Source organism: Nitrococcus mobilis Nb-231, assembly GCF_000153205.1.
Taxonomy (GTDB): Bacteria; Pseudomonadota; Gammaproteobacteria; order Nitrococcales; family Nitrococcaceae; genus Nitrococcus; species Nitrococcus mobilis.
Genome location: NZ_CH672427.1, coordinates 1,269,236 through 1,284,960 on the forward strand (window position 1 = coordinate 1,269,236; position 15,725 = coordinate 1,284,960).

Genomic DNA, 15,725 nt, shown 5'->3' on the forward strand with positions numbered 1-15,725 from the left:
TTGCAGTCATTGTTTAAAGATCCTGGGATTGTTGCTGATTGCGTTCAACTTGACGGTTGGAAACTCTTAATAAATGTTCCATATCATCAAGCATGCCACTGCCGTCAAACGGCACCGGGTAGGTCATCATATTGAAAGCGCGATAGTCGATGATGAACACCCCCGTTCCCCCCTCAGCCGTGCCCGCGCGCTTCGCTAGCAAGGAAGCGATTCGCGGGTTGGGTGCGAGCAATTCGAATACAACGGGCTGCGAGACCTTGGGCAAATCAGGCGCAGGAGCCCCGTGCGGCTGCAGCAACAATAGATGCACTCGGTCGGCATTCGCTCCAAGGGCTAGGCGCAGCCGGCGCAGCAGGTCCAATGACTCCAGGCAAACTCGCTCGCAGCGCCCGTCCACGACCAGGAGCAGATTCCAATAGCCGAGCAGATCGGCACGGCCGAACGGTGTTCCCGATCGAGTCGTCCAGTCACTGCTTGCCATTGCTTGCGGAGGTTGAATCAACTTGCCATGGTTGGTCGTACCGCTCGGCCACAAACCCATCGTAAAGAGCAGCCATGCCAATAGCATGGGAGCGGCGAAAAGCCCTGCAATAATTAAAATTTGCATACGGGCACGACGCCGGCCCTGCCCCGATGTGGACTCGATATCAGTTGTCATTGACTCGGCGCTTTAGATTAACTAGGAAATAGATGATTACTACTGCGGTCGCCATGGCGAACCATTGCGCCGCATAGCCCAGATTCTTCTCCGGCCCCATGGCGGGTTTCGGCGGCACGCGGACGAAACCATCCCCCGCATCCGGATCGAGCCGGATAAGATAGGGTGTTACCCGGTAAGGCAGAGCTTGCGCGATATACGAGAAGTCTACATATCCGATCCGCTGCGGCCAATCGCCTTGCCCTACATACGCTCGACCCAGCCTGACGGCCACCGACGGACCTTTGTCTATCACTCCGCTGACACCGCGTTCAGTCTCCGGTACGCCGACATCGGGGAGGACCTTTCTATCAAACGGCGCGGCTACCCAGCCGCGATCGACTAGAACGGCCGCACCCACATCGCTCAGCCGCAAAGGGGTGAGGACATGGTAGCCGACACGTCCCTTGTAAACTTGATTATCAAGCAAGAATTGATGTGTGCTGTCGTATCGGCCACGGGCGGTAGCGATTCGGTGCTGCGCTACCGAGTACTCAGGCTCTGTCGTATTCAGATTGATGGCCGCTGCCTGGCGGCCAGCGTGTAGACTATCTAAATAAGCCTGGGTCTCTTTCGCCCGGTCGAGCTGCCAAAAACCAAGGGCAGTCAGCAGTGGCAGCACGAGCACCACTGCTAACGTGGGAACGAAACCTGGGCGGAATTCGTAAGAACCGATTCGCATTACCTGTCAGCCGGTTGTCGATGCCCACTACTGCCCTAATCACCTATAATTACCAACTCATGATGCCAAATCACAGGAGTTTCAAATGGCCGTGCTATTGATCAAGATAGGAATTGTCATCACCCTAATCGCCATTTTCATCAGCCTCATGTCCGCGGGTTTTTTCCTGGTCCGAGACGGCAGTAAGTCCCGCAGAATGCTCCAATCTCTAACCCTGCGCATCACATTGTCGGTGGTGCTGTTCGCACTGATACTTATTTTGATGTTTACTGGCGTTCTGCCCGTAAACCGTAGCCCGTTAACCTATTAAATCAAGACATAGACAAAGATAAACAGGCCAAGCCAGACCACATCGACGAAATGCCAATACCAGGCCACGCCTTCGAAACCAAAATGATTCTCAGGTGTGAAATGCCCCTTCATGCAACGCAGCGTGATCACAATCAGCATGATCGTTCCAATGGTGACGTGGAAACCATGGAAACCGGTCAGCATAAAGAACGTCGAGCCATAGACGCCGGTGTGCATCGTCAGGTTCATATGATGCCAAGCCTCGTAAAACTCATAGGCCTGAAACATCAAGAAGGTCGCGCCCAAGCCCACTGTTGCCCACATCCACTTGACCAGTTTTTCACGGTCAGCGGCTTTCAACGCATGATGAGCAATCGTGATGGTCACGCCGGAGGTCAGCAGGAGAATGGTATTGATTGTCGGGATTGGCCAAGCCGGCATGTATTCAAATTCGAAATCTGCATGGCCGGGCCCCGCCGTGGGCCAATTGAGACTGAGCCCATCCCACAACAATTTGTTGGTTTCCACATCAACGCCACCCAGCCACGGCACCGAGAGAACCCGTGCATAGTATAGCGCGCCGAAAAACGCGGCAAAAAACATCACTTCCGAGAAAATAAACCAGGACATCCCCCAGCGGAACGACCGGTCGACTTGTTCATTGTATGCGCCGGCTACGCTTTCGCTGATTACGGTTCCGAGCCAACCGAACATCATGAAGATCAGGATGGCGAAGCCGAGAAGCATGGCCCATGGTCCCCAGCCCGCACCTTGGAAATACGAGGCCGTGCCCACCGCCAGTATAAACAACGCAATACTGCCGGTGATAGGCCAATGGCTTCCATGGGGTAAGTAGTAGCCACCGTGTGTTGCAGCCATTTTTAAAACACCTCCGTAAGGCCCGTTATTTTGATGCCGCATAATCGGCACATACAGCCGTTAGCCCTAAACACGCAGTGCTAATCAGGCTGTCATGGATCATTTACCGATTAATAAAATATGCGTTCCAAATAGAACGCGATGTAGACCGTAAAGGCAACCACGGACAGAATAATCACGGTACGTCGCACTTTACGTCTGCGTTCCTCGGAATCCATTTGCTGTGACATCGTTTTCATCGTCTCGTCCGGGTAAGCCCGGCGACCCTGCGCTGCAGTCGCCGGGCTTTACATATATGCCCGAAGCAATGGTCCGTGCAATTAAGAATGCGCGTCCCCTCTGGCCATGACCTTGCTGATATCGGGCGGCGTCTGGAAACTGTGATAGGGCGCCGGTGAGGGTATTTCCCACTCCATCCCATGCGCGCCCTCCCAGCTCCTAGCATCCGCCTTAACTCCGCCACGAATCGCTTTGATAATGATCCAAAGGAAAATCAGCTGGGAGAAACCGAAAACAAAGCCACCGACTGTGGAGACCATGTTCCACTCGGTGAACTGCACCGCATAGTCCGGAATGCGTCGCGGCATACCGGCCAGGCCCACGAAGTGCTGCGGGAAATAAAGCACGTTCACCGAAGCCACTGACAGCCAGAAATGCAGTTTACCGAGCTGCTCGTCATACATATTGCCGGTCCATTTCGGCAGCCAGTAATACGCCGCCGCTATGATCGCAAACGCGGCACCCGTGACGAGCACGTAGTGGAAGTGCGCGACCACGAAATAGCCGTCCTGATACTGGAAATCGACCGAAGCGATCGCCAGCATCAGCCCCGAGAAACCGCCGATGGAGAACAAAATCACGAACGCCAACGCAAACAGCATCGGGGTCTCGAAGGTCATGGAACCTTCCCACATGGTGGCTACCCAGTTGAATACCTTCACCCCGGTGGGCACCGCGATCAACATGGTTGCATACATAAAGAACAGCTCACCGGCCAGCGGCATGCCGACAGTGAACATGTGATGCGCCCAAACGATAAACGATAGGAACGCGATCGAGGCGGTCGCATAGACCATCGAAGCGTAACCGAACAGCGGCTTGCGGGCGAAGGTCGGGATGATCTGAGAGACGATCCCGAACGCCGGCAGAATCATGATGTACACCTCGGGATGCCCGAAGAACCAAAAGATGTGCTGGTACATCACGGGGTCGCCGCCGCCGGCGGCATTAAAGAAATGGGTGCCGAAATACTGGTCGGTAAGCAACATCGTAACCGCACCCGCGAGCACCGGCATCGCGGCGATCAGCAGGAAGGCGGTGATAAGCCAGGTCCATATGAACAGTGGCATCATCATCAACGTCATCCCCGGCGCCCGCATGTTGAAGATGGTGGCGATGATGTTAATGGCTCCCAAAATCGAGGACATGCCCATCAAATGGACTGCGAAGATAATGAACGGGAACGCTTGCCCCGTTTCCAGCATCAGCGGGGGATACATCGTCCAGCCACCGGCCGGCCCGCCACCGGGCATGAACAGGGTGGACAGCAACAGGGTGAATGCGAATGGCAGCAGCCAAAAGCTCCAGTTATTCAACCGGGGCAGTGCCATATCCGGCGCACCGAGCATCATCGGTATCTGCCAGTTGGCGAGCCCGACGAAGCCCGGCATGATGGCGCCGAAGATCATGACCAGCCCGTGCAGCGTGGTCATCTCATTGAAGAAATAAGGATCGACCAGCTGCATTCCTGGTTGGAAAAGCTCTGCCCGAATGATCAACGCCATTGTCCCGCCGATGAAGAACATCATCAGCGAAAACAACAGGTACAATGTACCGATATCTTTATGGTTGGTCGTGAAAACCCACCGTAAAAGCCCAGGCTCGGGCCCCTCGTGATGGTGGGCATCCGCCGCGTGGTCAACAGCACTCATTTAAAACCTCCTCGGCACGATTTCCTTAACATTCGGAAAAATCCCTCAACGCGTCGCCACCGCTTCGCGGAAAGCCGCATTGCACCGCCGCTGCGGCGGAGGCCACGCTGATCAGTTAGCTTTGAGTCTGAGCTACATCGATCGCAGGCGAGGGCTCGGCGGCGGCCTGTTCAGCACCTTCCGAGGCACTCTGGCGCTTTTTCTCCTCGGCCAGCCACTTCTTGTACTCCTCCGGAGTCTTGGCTATCACCACGATCGGCATAAAGCCATGGTCACGCCCGCAAAGCTCGGCGCATTGTCCCCGATACACGCCAGGCTGCTCGATATTCGCCCACGCTCTGTTAATGTATCCAGGGATGGCATCCATTTTCCAGCCAAAATCCGGCACCCACCAGGAATGAATCACGTCATCAGCGGTGATCAGGAAACGAATCTTGGTATTGATCGGCACCACCAACGGCTTATCCACATTGCGCAGATAATTATCCACCCGCTCCGGCCGCACCGAAGATCCCAGCACTCGGGCTTGGTTGCTCTGTTCGTCGAGCTTGCTGTAAAAGCTGACCCCCTCGCCGAGGTAGTCGTAGCGCCACTGCCATTGATAACCGGTGACTTTGATATCCATGTCGGCGTTATCGGTGTCGTACATCAACACCAGCCCCCGAGTCGCGGCGATTGCCATGCCGACCAGGATAAGCAATGGAAGAACCGTCCAAACGATTTCTATGGTCGTATTGTGGTGAAACTGAGCGGCGACGGCACCTTGCGATTTGCGATGATAGTACATCGAATAACCCATCGCGCCGAAAACGATGATGCCGATAAAAATCGTGATCCACAGCACGAGCATGTTCAGATCGTAGTTCATGTGCGCAATGCTCGTTACGCCGTACGGCAGGTTCAATTCCCCGAGCCCTGCCCATGCCGGGGTCGCAGCAAGCGCCAACCCCCCTGTAAGGCCCGAAGTAATCGCGACCAATCGTTTATCCCATTTCATCTTCTGCAACCTCCCCGAAGGTGATTTGTTCAGTAAGGCTTGCCCTAAATAAGACAAAAAAACTCACAACACTACTTTGAACGCGCGCGATTCAAAATACCGCGGCATTCCGCCCTGAGAATCAGCTGTTAGAAAGCAACCTTAATTGCACTAGCCTTTCATCAGGCCTTGCGGTGGGTAGCCCCGTCCTTACGCTCGATGGCCGGACTGATTCTTAGTCTTGCGATGGGGCCGCCCAGCCCCGCCATGGGACCGATCCAGCGGCGCAACTCCCCGGCCACCCGGGCCCGCTCCTCGTCGGCGAGGAAGCGACCCAACTCGACCTGCTCACCCCGTGAACGCACCGCCAAGCGCGTCGGGTACCACGGGTGTCCCGGCCCGGCCAAGATCACCTCGCTCCAAAGTCGATCGAAACTCCAATGCCGTTCCGGGCGGCGCCGTCCTTTATCGATTTCGACTTTGGACTCCGAAACATGGACGACCTCGGTATCATACGCCCGCTGCGCCGTGATGATGAGCGCCAACGTCAACGCCCCGATCTCCAAGCCGACAAATGGCAGAATCAGCCACATGCCCATCAGAGCAAACACGCCCGCTGCGGCGAAACAGACGCCCGCCGTGAACAGCAGGAACAGCTTTGCCTGCCGCCAGGATAATGCGACGTTTGGGCGCAAAATAAGGCACCAAGATCCATCCTTCTCGTCGTACTGTGTCGCAACCATTACCCTCCACCTCCCGAGGAGGCGGTAAGCGCCTACTTCAGCTGCACGCGGTTACTCCACGGTGCGGGACATTTTATTGAGCCCGCAACCCAAAAACAACCTTAGCCGACATCGTTGATACTTGTAAAGGCCGAGCAAAGCAGGATAACGGCCGTCAACGCGCTCTAAATCGACGTCTCCCGAGCTCGGCCAGCGGGACGTGGATCGCACCCGAGCGATCCACCGTCTGACGCACGGGCTGCGTACCCCAGGCATGACCGTAGATCACTTCGTAGGTCGCAGGCAGCAACCCCTCGGCAGCACGCAAGCGCTCATAGGCGGCCTCCATGGCAAACCAACGCTGACGCCCGGTCAGCCCCCTATTACGGCCAACGATGATATTGTGAGCACCAAGGGCTTTGAGCTCGCGCATCAGATCGCGCGCACTACGGTAAGTCAAGGTAAAATATTCCATCTCCATGACCGGATCGGCCAGGCGCGCGCGCACCAGTGCATCGCCCACCTCGTGCATATCGACAAATCGGTTCACGTGCACATAGCCATCGACACACTCCCAAGATTGGCGCAGCTCTTTCAAGGTGTCCGGCCCAAAACTGGTGAACAGCAGTAAACCGTTCGGCCGCAGCACCCGCTGGATTTCACGAAAGACTCGCTCCGGATCGTTAACCCATTGGAATGTGAGATTGGAGAAAACGAGATCGAAGCTACCCGCGGCAAAGGGAAGCGACTCGGTATCGGCACAGGCACAGCGCAACCGCTGCAGCAAGGGAGCGCGGCGGCGAGCTCGGCGCAGCATAGCAGAGGCGACATCAAGCGCAACGAAGCGCGCACGCGGATAGCGCTGCATCAACCGGCGCGTCGTAGCTCCGGTGCCCGCCCCGATATCCAGAATCCAGCGCGGGTTCAACCGGATCAGCTCGAGGCGCTCGATCAGACGCTTGCCGACCTCTCGCTGCAGCACGGCCGTCGCATCGTAGCTCGCCGCCGCGGCATTGAAGGAGCGCCGCAGCAGCCGTTTGTCCAGACACTGCTGACCCGACTCCATCAGATCGGCCTCCGAATCCTCTTGCCGGCCGCTCCGCACACCGACCGATCAGACTCCGAACGCGCCTGAAAGCGTAAACCGAGCTTGGCGAACAAGACCCGATCGTGCTGCTCTTCGGGGTTATCGGTGGTGAGCAAGCGCTCACCATAGAAAATGCTATTGGCACCGGCCAAGAAACACAGGGCCTGCGTCTCGTCACTCATCTCACAGCGGCCAGCGGATAGCCGAATCCATGCCTTCGGCATGAGGATACGGCTGACCGCAATCACGCGAACCATCTCAAACGGCTCCACTGCCGGGGTGTCGTACAATGGCGTGCCCGGGACTTGGATGAGTTGATTGATCGGCACACTCTGCGGGTGTTCCGGGAGATTCGCCAAGGTACAGAGCATGCCCGCGCGGTCGGCACGGGTCTCACCCAAACCGATGATACCGCCGCAGCAGAGCTTGATTCCAGCGGCTCGAACATGCGCCAAAGTCTCGAGACGATCCCGATAGGTTCGAGTCGTGATGACATTGGGGTAGTACTCGGGCGAAGTGTCGATGTTGTGATTGTAGTAGTCGAGGCCCGCCGTTTGCAGGCGCTGCGCCTGCGCAGCGGTGAGCATACCCAGAGTGGCACAGGTCTCCATTCCCAAGGCTTTGATCGCCCGCACCATTTCGATGACACGCGTTAGATCCCGATCTTTCGGGCGTCGCCAGGCCGCCCCCATGCAGAACCGCGTTGCACCGGCTGCGCGCGCCTTTTGTGCCGCGGCGAGCACCGTCTCGACGTTCATGAGCGCTTCAGGCTCGACACCGGCATGGTAGCGGATACTCTGGGGGCAATATTTACAGTCCTCCGGACAGCTGCCGGTTTTAATGCTTTGCAGCGTGCACACCTGAACCTCATTCGGGTCAAAATAACGCCGATGAATCTCCTGGGCCTGGAACAGCAAATCGTTGAAGGCTTGCCCGAGCAGTTCCTCGACCTCGCTGTGTCGCCAGTCGTGGCGAATGTCTGCGCCCTCGCTCACTGCCATCGGCTCGTTCTCCGCCGTAATGGGGTTATTCTCTCGAGTGGGAAACTAGCGTGTAAGCGATGGTAGCGTGGTCACGTTAACTGTCAACCGTCATTCCTCGCCATGGGTTTACCGATGGCTAAATCGTGTCCATACGCGGTTCTATCCCATGCGTTGCCGCTTTTGTGCCGCGCCAGGGGTGAACGGGCTCGAGCTATGCGAGCCTTGCGCCGCGGAGCTGCCCTGGCTGGATGCACAGTGCCGACAATGCGCGTTGCCGCTTACTGATACCGGCGAGGAGCGGCTGTGCGGCGGTTGCCTGCGCCACCCCCCGCCTTTCCGACACGTTCGCGCTCCGTTTCGCTATTGCCATCCCATCGATGCCTTGCTCAAGGCCCTAAAGTATGGGGGTGATCTTGCCGCGGCCCGGTGTTTGGGTGATTTACTCGCCGATTACCTGCACCGACGGGGCGTAGCGGTGCCCGATGCAGTGATACCCGTTCCCCTGCATCCACAGCGGCTACGCCAACGGGGTTTTAATCAGGCGCTTGAGCTCGCTCGCCGCCTGGATGCCCCGCTCGCCCCGCAAATAGTCCGCCGCAGCCGTGCAACAGCCGCACAAACCGGCCTGGACAGAAGCGAACGCCGGAGTAACACGCGCGGGGCGTTCCAAGTAACAACACGCCACGTACCGGCACACGTGGCCGTGATCGACGATGTTTTGACCACCGGAGCGACCGTAACCGAGCTGACCAAAACGCTACGCCGCGCCGGGGCCGAACGGGTCGAAATCTGGGTTATGGCACGCACTCCTCAGCTCGATAGGTAATGCAAGGCGATCCCGATAAAAATCACGCCGCCGTAAATATTGTTGTTGAGGAAGGCACGGAAGCATTCCGCGCGGCGACGGCCACGGATCAAATACTGCTGATAGCCGAACAACAGCGTAGCCAATGTCAGCGCGAACCAAAAAAACAGTCCAAGGTGCGCCAAGACACCGATCCAGATCAGTAGAGCAGTCATTAGCAGTTGCAGGAGGCCGATTGCGGCGCGGTCATGCCGGCCTAACAGGATCGCCGTAGACTTGAGACCGATTCTCAGATCGTCATCCCGATCCACCATGGCGTATTCGGTATCGTAAATGCTCGCCCAAATCACAGCCGTCAGGAAAATCAACCAGGCTATGGTCGGCACGTTGCCGGTCTGCGCCGCAAAGGCCATGGGAACCGCCCAACCAAAAGCGACGCCGAGGTGCACTTGCGGCAGGTGTGTATAGCGCTTCATGAATGGGTAAGTAACTGCCAGCATTACAGCTACGACCGAAAGATAAATAGTCAGTCGATTCATCAGCAGAACCAGACCAAATGCAACCAAGCACAACAGCACGAATAACGGCAACGCCTCCTGTGCGCGGACCGCGCCGATCGCCATGGGTCGATCATGGGTACGCTTGACCCGGCCGTCGAAACGGCGATCGGCATAGTCGTTAATCACACAGCCGGCTGCCCGCATCACCAGCACGCCGAGCAAGAAAACGCCCAAAACCCGAGGATCGGGCCGCCCGGCGGCCGCAATCCACAAGGCCCACAACATAGGCCAGAGCAGTAAAAAGTTGCCGATCGGACGATGCAGCCGAGCCAGCCGCGCATACTGCACGGCGCGATCCAAGAGAGTGCTTGTCATCTGCTCCATTAAATGTGCCCGCCGACTTAGAACGATTCGCCACCGGCGGCGCGAGCCGCCAGCGCCGGCAAAAATACTTCGGTGACCAATAACGGGTGCTCGGCGACGTGAAAAACCGACCGCCGTGCCCAGCAACCTGGCGCAACCGCTGTGCTCTGTACCACCTGACGATACAGACCGTCGTCCGCAGCCAAACGCGCGATCTCGATCTTACCGCGGCTTACCGGGTGGCGCTTGAACAGGACGCTGCCAAGTGGTTGCTGACCCAGTTGCTGCAACCCGCGCAGGTGCCCGCGCAAGGTCTGTCCGGGAATGACACTGCGGCCATAAACCCACGCGCTGTCATCGCAGCACAACAAGACCTCGCGCAGCCAAACCCAATTTTTATGCCGCAGACCGAGACGGCGAGCCTCGTCTAAAAACGGGGCGCCCCACCGTTCGCCTAAGACTTCGACATAAAAGCAACCAGAGCACTTGTGGCGTATCCGCCGCGTCAATGAACCCGGCTCATCCAACCACCGGCGCAGCAACGGCAATGCCATGCGCTGCAACGGTAACCGGCGCGGCCGCCACTTACGGACACCTCGATTCACCCGTTGCCTCGATTCGTCATCGTTTGCCCACCGCCCGCTTGTTTAGCTGCGAACCAAACCGGTCTCACACTCGAGCGTAGCGTTCACCTTCGCCGACCCATCGTGTAATCAGTGCATCAACCTGATCCGGACAGCCCCGAAGCAGTATGGCTGCCCAGCGCCGCACATCCGGCAAAAGATCGGTATCGCGCCGCAAATCCGCTATCCGATAGTGCAGTTCGCCGGTCTGACGGGTACCGAGCAACTCTCCAGGGCCGCGCAGTTCCAAATCGCGTTGCGCGATCCGGAACCCATCCTGAGTGTAACGCAGGATCGCAAGACGGGCTTGCGCGGTCTGGCTCAGCGGGCCATGGTACATGAGTACGCAGCTGCTCGCAGTTGCCCCGCGCCCTATGCGGCCGCGCAACTGATGCAGTTGCGCGAGGCCAAAACGCTCGGCGTTCTCGATGATCATAAGACTGGCGTTAGGCACATCGACACCGACTTCGATTACCGTGGTCGCGACCAGCAGTTGTAGCTCTCCAGCCTCGAAACCCGCCATTACCGCCTCTTTCTCCACACCTTTCATCCGGCCATGCACGAGGCCCACACGCAGCTCCGGTAGACTCTCGCGCAATCGCTGCGCGGTCGCCTCCGCCGCTTCCGCTTGGCATGCCTCGGATTCCTCCACCCGCGTGCATACCCAATAAGCCTGCCGCCCCTCGGCGCAGGCATGCCGAATACGCTCGATCACCTGCCCCCGCCTGGCATCGGAGATGGCAACCGTAATTATGGGCTTACGGCCCGGGGGCAGCTCATCGATCACCGAGACGTCGAGATCAGCATAAGCCGTCATAGCCAAAGTGCGTGGAATGGGGGTCGCCGTCATTATGAGCTGGTGCGGCTGAATCTCCTCCACACCGCTTTTGTTCTTCAAGGCGAGCCGCTGATGTACGCCAAAGCGGTGTTGCTCATCGACAATGGCCAAACCCAGGCGGTGGAAGACCACCTGATCTTGGAACAGCGCATGTGTACCCATGACCACGCGTATCTCGCCGTTTGCCAGGCGTTTGATGTGCTCACGACGGCTACTGGCCGCCAACCGCCCGGTCAACCAGGCTGTTTCAACTCCGAGTGGGGCCAACCAACGCTGAAAGGTACGATAATGTTGCTCCGCCAGCAGCTCCGTTGGTGCCATAAACGCCACTTGCCAGCCGGCTTCTACAGTAGTCAACGCCGCCAAGGCAGCAATCACCGTTTTGCCGCAACCGACATCCCCTTGCACCAACCGCAACATGGGGCGAGCCTGCCCCATATCCTTAGCCACCTCCCGCATCACGCGACGCTGGGCCGAAGTAAGCCGAAACGGCAAACGAGCAAGCCAAGCCTCTAAGAGCGCGCCTGTTCCCTGGAGCTTCGGCGCCGACTTGGCGAGTTGCCGGTGGTCGCGCAATCGCAGCAGGCTCAAACGATGTGCCAGTAGCTCTTCAAGGATAAGCCGGCGCACCGCGGGGTGCCGCCGCGCTATAAGATCAGTCGCCGAGGCGGTAGACGGCGGCGCATGCAGGAGGCGCAGAGCCTCTATCAGCTTGGGTAGCCCAAGCTCTTCCCGCAACCGTCGCGGCAACAATTCAACCCCCGCACGCCCAGCCATCGCCTCCTCAAGTGCGCGGCGTGTCAGACGACGTAAGGAAGCCTGATCTAGGCCCTCGGTTGAGGGGTATACTGGCGTGAGTTCTTTTTCGCCGGAGATAGGTCGGCCTGGGGCGAACACTCGCCATTGCGGATGGGTCATCTGCAGGCCCAGTGGCCCTGAGCGCACTTCGCCGTAGCATAGCAACCGCACCCCTGCTTGGAGCCTCTTCCGCTGGTTCGGATAGAAATGAAAGAATTGCAGAGTCAGGCGGCCTGTGCCATCGCTAATCCGGCACAGTAGCCGCCGGCGACGCCCCCCCACCACCTCAGCGAGTTCTACAACGCCTGCAACCAACGCGCTCTGCCCTGGACGGGCACGACCTAGAGGAAGGATCCTGGACCAATCCTCATAGCGCAACGGCAGATGGAATAACAGATCATCGACCCCACGGATGCCCAGCCGCGCCAACCGTGCGGCTCGACGCGGGTCTAGATCCTCCCAGCCAGTGAACGAAGCGTCGAGCGCACCCGCCGCGGTGCTCATGCGTGTCCTGATCCGGTGGTTTAACCAGAGAGGCTCACTATGGCCTCCATCTCTATGGTCGCCGCTTTCGGTAGGGCGGCGACCCCGAGGGCCGCCCGAGCCGGGTAAGGTTCCTGAAAATACTCGCTCATGATTTCATTGACGCGGGCGAAATGACTCAAGTCTGTGAGGTAGATGGTGAGTTTGACGATATCGGCAAGATCGCCGCCGGCTCCCTGACAAACGGCGCGAAGGTTATCGAAAACGCGCCGGGTCTGGATCGCAATGTCGCCCGCCACCAGTTCCATGGTCACGGGATCCAGGGGAATCTGGCCCGACAGGTAAACCGTCTCGCCCACGCGCACCGCCTGCGAGTACGGGCCAATGGCGCGCGGTGCATTGTCGGTATGAATAATCTCGCGACGCATGATGGCTCCTCAATCAACCCATGGCAACTATCGGCGCTCGCAAATCGAATCGCTTTAACCCCTACGACGGGTAATCCGCAGCACGGTGTTGAGCACGCGCAACCGGCGCATGAGTCGAGCTAAATGCAGCCGATTACGCACCATGAGCACGAGCCGGATAGTGGCAATTACCCCATCCTTTTCATCGATATCCACCGCTTTAATGTTGGAATCAAGATCGGAAACCGTAGCGGCCACATCGGCGAGTACACCACAGCGATTGACCACATCGACGGCGACAGCGACCTGAAACTCACCTGCGACCTCTTTGTCCCATTGGACGTCGAGCCATTTCTCCGGATGATTGCGATATTCGCGGATATTGTGGCAGCTCTGCTGATGCACCACCACGCCGCGCCCGGAGCTAGCAAAACCGACGATTGAATCGCCGGGAATGGGCCGACAACACCGCGCGAAGGTAATAACTGCGCCCTCGGTCGCGCGGACCGCAAGCGGTGCGGTGGCACGGCCACGTTTTTCCGCACCAAGCGCCTCGATCGCTTCGACACTGACTCTGGAAAGCCGCTGCGCGACCAGCCATGGCATGCGCTGACCCAGCCCAACTTGCTCCAATAAACCGTCGAGGCTTTCCGTACCAAACGCCTCCACCGCCTCTTTGATCCAGGCTTCGGGCAGCTCTTCGAGCTTCATGGTCAAGGCATCTAACGCCTGCCCCACCAAACGACGCCCCAGATTGATGGCCTCCTCGCCCTTGAGACGTTTGAGGCTGTGACGAATGGCCGTCCGAGCCTTGGCGGTCACGACGAAGTCCAGCCACGCCGGATTCGGCCGAGCCGCCGGTGCCGTGATGATCTCCACGGTTTGCCCCGTCTCCAGCAAGGTACGCAATGGCGTCAATCGGTGATCGATCATCGCCGCAATGCAGCTGTCGCCGATATGGGAGTGTACCGTATAGGCGAAATCCACCACCGTGGCGCCACGTGGCAACTCCATGATCTCGCCACTGGGAGTAAACACATAGACTTCATCGGGCAGCAAATCGATCTTGACGTTTTCAATGAATTCCAGTGAATTCCCGGCGTTGCGTTGCATCTCCAGCAGTCCGCGCAGCCACTCCCGCGCCCGCGCATGGGCCGCGTTGCTGGCTCCGGTATTACCCTTGTAGAGCCAATGAGCGGCAATCCCCGCCTCGGCCACCTTGTCCATTTCGACTGTGCGGATTTGAACTTCGAGATGGATACGGCGCGGACCCAGCAACGTGGTATGCAAAGACTGATAACCATTCGCTTTGGGTATCGCTATATAGTCCTTGATGCGCCCAGGCAATGGCTTATATAGGCCGTGCAGCATACCCAGCACTTGATAGCAAGTGCTTACGGAATCGACTGTGACGCGAAAACCATAGACGTCGAAAATGTTATGGAAATTGCCGTGCTTAGCACGCATCTTCTGATAAATACCCCAAAGATGCTTCTCCCGCCCGACCACACGGCCCGGGATGCCGGCCTCGGCCAGGCGCCCCTCCAACGTGTGTCCGATTTTCCCGACGATCTCGGAACGAGATCCTCGTTGACGCCACAGCTTCTCTTTCAGCACCCGGTAACGCATGGGGTAGAGTGCGGCGAAGCCTAGATCTTCAAGCTCCACTCGTAACGTATTGATACCCAAGCGTTGGGCGATGGGGGCATAGATTTCCAGCGTCTCGCGCGCGATTCGCCAGCGCTTGTGCGCCGACATTACCCAGATGGTGCGCATATTATGCAGGCGATCCGCCAACTTGATCAGGATCACCCGGATATCCTGCGCCATGGCCAAAAACATCTTACGGAAGTTCTCGGCCTGCGCCTCCGCTTTACTGCCGAAGTCGATTTGAGTCAGCTTGCTCACCCCATCGACCAGTTCGGCCACCTGATCACCAAAGCGGGTAGCAATCTCGACTTTGGCCGTGGGCGTATCTTCGATGACATCATGCAGGAGGGCCGCCACGATGCTCTCCACCTCAAGGCGCATCTCGGCCAGAATCTTTGCCACCGCCAATGGGTGCATGATGTAAGGCTCACCCGTGAGACGGCGCTGATCTTTATGCGCCAAGGCCGCGAACTGGTAGGCCTCAACGACGCGTCGCACTTCGCTGGAGTCCATATAACTTGCCAACAAAGTACACAGATCAACCGCTTGCGTCGGGAGCTCGGACCCGGTGCGCTGTTCGTAGACTACCGCATCGCCGTGAGCCATGATCGACTACCTATCCTACTCCGGACGAGCCTCCACGGCGTCCCCCCTCAAATCGAACTCCGGCTTGGGCAGTTCGTCTGCCCGCAAGATCTCTGCTGTAACATAACGCTCGGCGATCTCGCGCAAAGCCACAACGGTGGGCTTATCGTTCTCCCAATCCACATACGGCTGAGCCCCTCGCGCTATCTGACGGGCACGCCGAGTGGCCACCAAGACAAGCTCGAAGCGATTGCCGACATGCTCCAAACAGTCCTCTACTGTTACTCGCGCCATGCGCTCGCATCCTCCCGAGATTCCGAACGTTAATATACCTAATGTATTCTAGTCACAAGCCAAGCGCCGATGAAAGTAAGCTGGCCGCCGATTTGCGATCCGCGCCATGCGCACGACGCGATTGCCCACGC

The 15,725-nt window shown here is 58.1% G+C and carries 16 protein-coding genes; 2 read left to right on the forward strand and 14 right to left on the reverse strand.

Going from position 1 to position 15,725, the window contains the following annotated elements:
• Window positions 1–13: 13 nt before the first annotated feature.
• Both NB231_RS16675 and NB231_RS05825 read right to left on the reverse strand, forming a co-directional pair.
• The gene (locus NB231_RS16675; RefSeq protein WP_005000533.1) at window positions 14–658 is read right to left on the reverse strand and encodes a hypothetical protein; all 645 of its coding nucleotides are present in this window, start codon (window positions 656–658) and stop codon (window positions 14–16) included.
• A complete protein-coding gene (locus NB231_RS05825; protein WP_005000534.1) occupies window positions 648–1,379 on the reverse strand; it encodes an SURF1 family protein in 732 nt (243 codons plus the stop codon). The genes NB231_RS16675 and NB231_RS05825 overlap by 11 nt, the downstream gene beginning before the upstream one ends.
• Window positions 1,380–1,464: 85 nt before the next feature.
• Between NB231_RS05825 and NB231_RS05830 the strand changes: the two genes are divergently transcribed.
• Window positions 1,465–1,689 (forward strand): twin transmembrane helix small protein, encoded by a 225-nt coding sequence (locus NB231_RS05830; protein WP_005000536.1) that lies wholly within the window; start codon window positions 1,465–1,467, stop codon window positions 1,687–1,689.
• Here NB231_RS05830 and NB231_RS05835 read toward each other — a convergent pair.
• The 6 genes from NB231_RS05835 to bioB all read right to left on the reverse strand — a co-directional run bounded on the left by NB231_RS05835 (window position 1,686) and on the right by bioB (window position 8,266).
• Window positions 1,686–2,549, reverse strand: a complete 864-nt coding sequence (locus NB231_RS05835; protein ID WP_005000537.1) for a cytochrome c oxidase subunit 3 — start codon at window positions 2,547–2,549, stop codon at window positions 1,686–1,688. The genes NB231_RS05830 and NB231_RS05835 overlap by 4 nt on opposite strands.
• A 320-nt stretch (window positions 2,550–2,869) precedes the next feature.
• On the reverse strand, window positions 2,870–4,480 hold the full coding sequence (ctaD, locus tag NB231_RS05840) for a cytochrome c oxidase subunit I (RefSeq protein WP_005000539.1): 1,611 nt from the start codon (window positions 4,478–4,480) through the stop codon (window positions 2,870–2,872).
• Between the two features lie 115 nt (window positions 4,481–4,595).
• Window positions 4,596–5,477 (reverse strand): cytochrome c oxidase subunit II, encoded by an 882-nt coding sequence (gene coxB / locus NB231_RS05845; RefSeq protein WP_005000540.1) that lies wholly within the window; start codon window positions 5,475–5,477, stop codon window positions 4,596–4,598.
• A gap of 161 nt (window positions 5,478–5,638) precedes the next feature.
• The gene (locus NB231_RS05850; RefSeq protein WP_005000541.1) at window positions 5,639–6,199 is read right to left on the reverse strand and encodes a DUF2244 domain-containing protein; all 561 of its coding nucleotides are present in this window, start codon (window positions 6,197–6,199) and stop codon (window positions 5,639–5,641) included.
• A 154-nt stretch (window positions 6,200–6,353) separates the two neighbouring features.
• Window positions 6,354–7,244 (reverse strand): malonyl-ACP O-methyltransferase BioC, encoded by an 891-nt coding sequence (bioC, locus tag NB231_RS05855; protein WP_040663324.1) that lies wholly within the window; start codon window positions 7,242–7,244, stop codon window positions 6,354–6,356.
• Window positions 7,244–8,266 (reverse strand): biotin synthase BioB, encoded by a 1,023-nt coding sequence (gene bioB, locus NB231_RS05860; RefSeq protein ID WP_005000543.1) that lies wholly within the window; start codon window positions 8,264–8,266, stop codon window positions 7,244–7,246. The genes bioC and bioB overlap by 1 nt, the downstream gene beginning before the upstream one ends.
• Before the next feature lie 148 nt (window positions 8,267–8,414).
• On the opposite strand from bioB, the gene NB231_RS05865 reads away from it, so the two are divergent.
• Window positions 8,415–9,074 (forward strand): ComF family protein, encoded by a 660-nt coding sequence (locus NB231_RS05865; protein WP_005000544.1) that lies wholly within the window; start codon window positions 8,415–8,417, stop codon window positions 9,072–9,074.
• Here the strand turns inward: NB231_RS05865 and ubiA are convergent.
• The 6 genes from ubiA to rpoZ form a co-directional block, all read right to left on the reverse strand.
• A complete protein-coding gene (gene ubiA, locus NB231_RS05870) occupies window positions 9,059–9,937 on the reverse strand; it encodes a 4-hydroxybenzoate octaprenyltransferase (protein ID WP_005000545.1) in 879 nt (292 codons plus the stop codon). The two genes, NB231_RS05865 and ubiA, sit on opposite strands and share 16 nt — an antisense overlap.
• A 17-nt stretch (window positions 9,938–9,954) precedes the next feature.
• Complete coding sequence (locus NB231_RS05875; RefSeq protein WP_040661924.1) at window positions 9,955–10,521, reverse strand: chorismate--pyruvate lyase family protein; 567 nt, start codon at window positions 10,519–10,521, stop codon at window positions 9,955–9,957.
• A 64-nt stretch (window positions 10,522–10,585) separates the two neighbouring features.
• Window positions 10,586–12,679 carry an ATP-dependent DNA helicase RecG gene (gene recG / locus NB231_RS05880; protein WP_005000548.1) on the reverse strand — a complete coding sequence of 698 codons (2,094 nt, stop codon included), beginning with the start codon at window positions 12,677–12,679 and terminating at the stop codon, window positions 10,586–10,588.
• A 20-nt stretch (window positions 12,680–12,699) separates the two neighbouring features.
• Window positions 12,700–13,086, reverse strand: coding sequence for a RidA family protein (locus tag NB231_RS05885; RefSeq protein ID WP_005000549.1), 387 nt, complete (start codon window positions 13,084–13,086; stop codon window positions 12,700–12,702).
• A 54-nt stretch (window positions 13,087–13,140) separates the two neighbouring features.
• Window positions 13,141–15,321, reverse strand: coding sequence for a RelA/SpoT family protein (locus tag NB231_RS05890; protein ID WP_005000550.1), 2,181 nt, complete (start codon window positions 15,319–15,321; stop codon window positions 13,141–13,143).
• 15 nt (window positions 15,322–15,336) lie between these two features.
• Window positions 15,337–15,594, reverse strand: a complete 258-nt coding sequence (rpoZ, locus tag NB231_RS05895; RefSeq protein WP_005000551.1) for a DNA-directed RNA polymerase subunit omega — start codon at window positions 15,592–15,594, stop codon at window positions 15,337–15,339.
• Window positions 15,595–15,725 lie beyond the last annotated feature (131 nt).

What these genes read in the sequence shown, in the direction of transcription:
- bioB (WP_005000543.1), bottom strand. Translation starts at nt 8,266, where the DNA reads ATGGCAGTGAGCGAGGGCGCAGACATTCGCCACGACTGGCGACACAGC.
- NB231_RS05890 (WP_005000550.1), bottom strand. Translation starts at nt 15,321, where the DNA reads ATGGCTCACGGCGATGCGGTAGTCTACGAACAGCGCACCGGGTCCGAG.
- coxB (WP_005000540.1), bottom strand. Translation starts at nt 5,477, where the DNA reads ATGAAATGGGATAAACGATTGGTCGCGATTACTTCGGGCCTTACAGGG.
- recG (WP_005000548.1), bottom strand. Translation starts at nt 12,679, where the DNA reads ATGAGCACCGCGGCGGGTGCGCTCGACGCTTCGTTCACTGGCTGGGAG.
- NB231_RS05835 (WP_005000537.1), bottom strand. Translation starts at nt 2,549, where the DNA reads ATGGCTGCAACACACGGTGGCTACTACTTACCCCATGGAAGCCATTGG.
- NB231_RS05825 (WP_005000534.1), bottom strand. Translation starts at nt 1,379, where the DNA reads ATGCGAATCGGTTCTTACGAATTCCGCCCAGGTTTCGTTCCCACGTTA.
- NB231_RS05830 (WP_005000536.1), top strand. Translation starts at nt 1,465, where the DNA reads ATGGCCGTGCTATTGATCAAGATAGGAATTGTCATCACCCTAATCGCC.
- NB231_RS05885 (WP_005000549.1), bottom strand. Translation starts at nt 13,086, where the DNA reads ATGCGTCGCGAGATTATTCATACCGACAATGCACCGCGCGCCATTGGC.
- NB231_RS16675 (WP_005000533.1), bottom strand. Translation starts at nt 658, where the DNA reads ATGACAACTGATATCGAGTCCACATCGGGGCAGGGCCGGCGTCGTGCC.
- bioC (WP_040663324.1), bottom strand. Translation starts at nt 7,244, where the DNA reads ATGGAGTCGGGTCAGCAGTGTCTGGACAAACGGCTGCTGCGGCGCTCC.
- NB231_RS05865 (WP_005000544.1), top strand. Translation starts at nt 8,415, where the DNA reads ATGCGTTGCCGCTTTTGTGCCGCGCCAGGGGTGAACGGGCTCGAGCTA.
- NB231_RS05850 (WP_005000541.1), bottom strand. Translation starts at nt 6,199, where the DNA reads ATGGTTGCGACACAGTACGACGAGAAGGATGGATCTTGGTGCCTTATT.
- ctaD (WP_005000539.1), bottom strand. Translation starts at nt 4,480, where the DNA reads ATGAGTGCTGTTGACCACGCGGCGGATGCCCACCATCACGAGGGGCCC.
- ubiA (WP_005000545.1), bottom strand. Translation starts at nt 9,937, where the DNA reads ATGGAGCAGATGACAAGCACTCTCTTGGATCGCGCCGTGCAGTATGCG.
- rpoZ (WP_005000551.1), bottom strand. Translation starts at nt 15,594, where the DNA reads ATGGCGCGAGTAACAGTAGAGGACTGTTTGGAGCATGTCGGCAATCGC.